The following is a 723-nucleotide window of genomic DNA, read 5'->3' on the forward strand; positions in this document are numbered from 1 at the left end:
ATGTCATCAAGGTTCATAGCAATTTAATTCAAGGAAAAAGTGGGCTTAGAATAGATTAGTGAACTGCCTGAGCTATATTACGAAACTAGCACTACGCGTTAATATTAATAATAAACAAACTGTTATTGCGGAGACCAAGTCAGACAGCACAACTCAAGCAACACAAGCTGTAAGACATGAAACTACCCATAGTATTTTTGGCGTAGCAAACAAAAAAGCAGTGGTAAATCAGCAAACAGTAATTGATAACAAAAATTCCCAGCATCTTAATAAAAATCAAATGATGGGGGCATCAAATAAATTGCCACAAACTGATGAATCACAATCTAATAGTATCTTTGCTAAAATTGGGCTAAAATTAATGGGTATATTAGCGTTAGTGGGTCTTGCTAAAAAGAAGCAGAAACATGATCAGAATAATTAAAATCTGTTATTCAAAATAGATGAGAGAGCATCATATTGATTTTTAAATTGAAGGAGGTCTATATTTAAATAGTTTTATCAATTTAGAATCCTATGACATTTAGTGCTGATGAGTAATCATTAGCACTATTTTTATGATAAATGAAGATTCTGCAATGTCTATGTTATTATTGTGGCACTTCGTCAAGTAGAGTTGATTTAGATTTATAGGAGTACTTAGACCTCAATTGGTCTAGGTGCTTTTTTAGTTGGCAGTTTTTTGGACAATGGTTTGAACCAGACGCGTTCCAAAAAAATACG

Annotated in this window: 1 protein-coding gene; it reads left to right on the forward strand. The window is 32.8% G+C overall.

The genetic code is table 11. The features are described 5' to 3' along the window. Window positions 1-58 precede the first annotated feature (58 nt). A complete protein-coding gene (locus FFM73_RS12585; RefSeq protein ID WP_137631953.1) occupies window positions 59-424 on the forward strand; it encodes an LPXTG cell wall anchor domain-containing protein in 366 nt (121 codons plus the stop codon). Window positions 425-723: the final 299 nt, after the last annotated feature.

The sequence above is a fragment of the Secundilactobacillus hailunensis genome (genome assembly GCF_005405185.1).
Taxonomy (GTDB): Bacteria; Bacillota; Bacilli; order Lactobacillales; family Lactobacillaceae; genus Secundilactobacillus; species Secundilactobacillus hailunensis.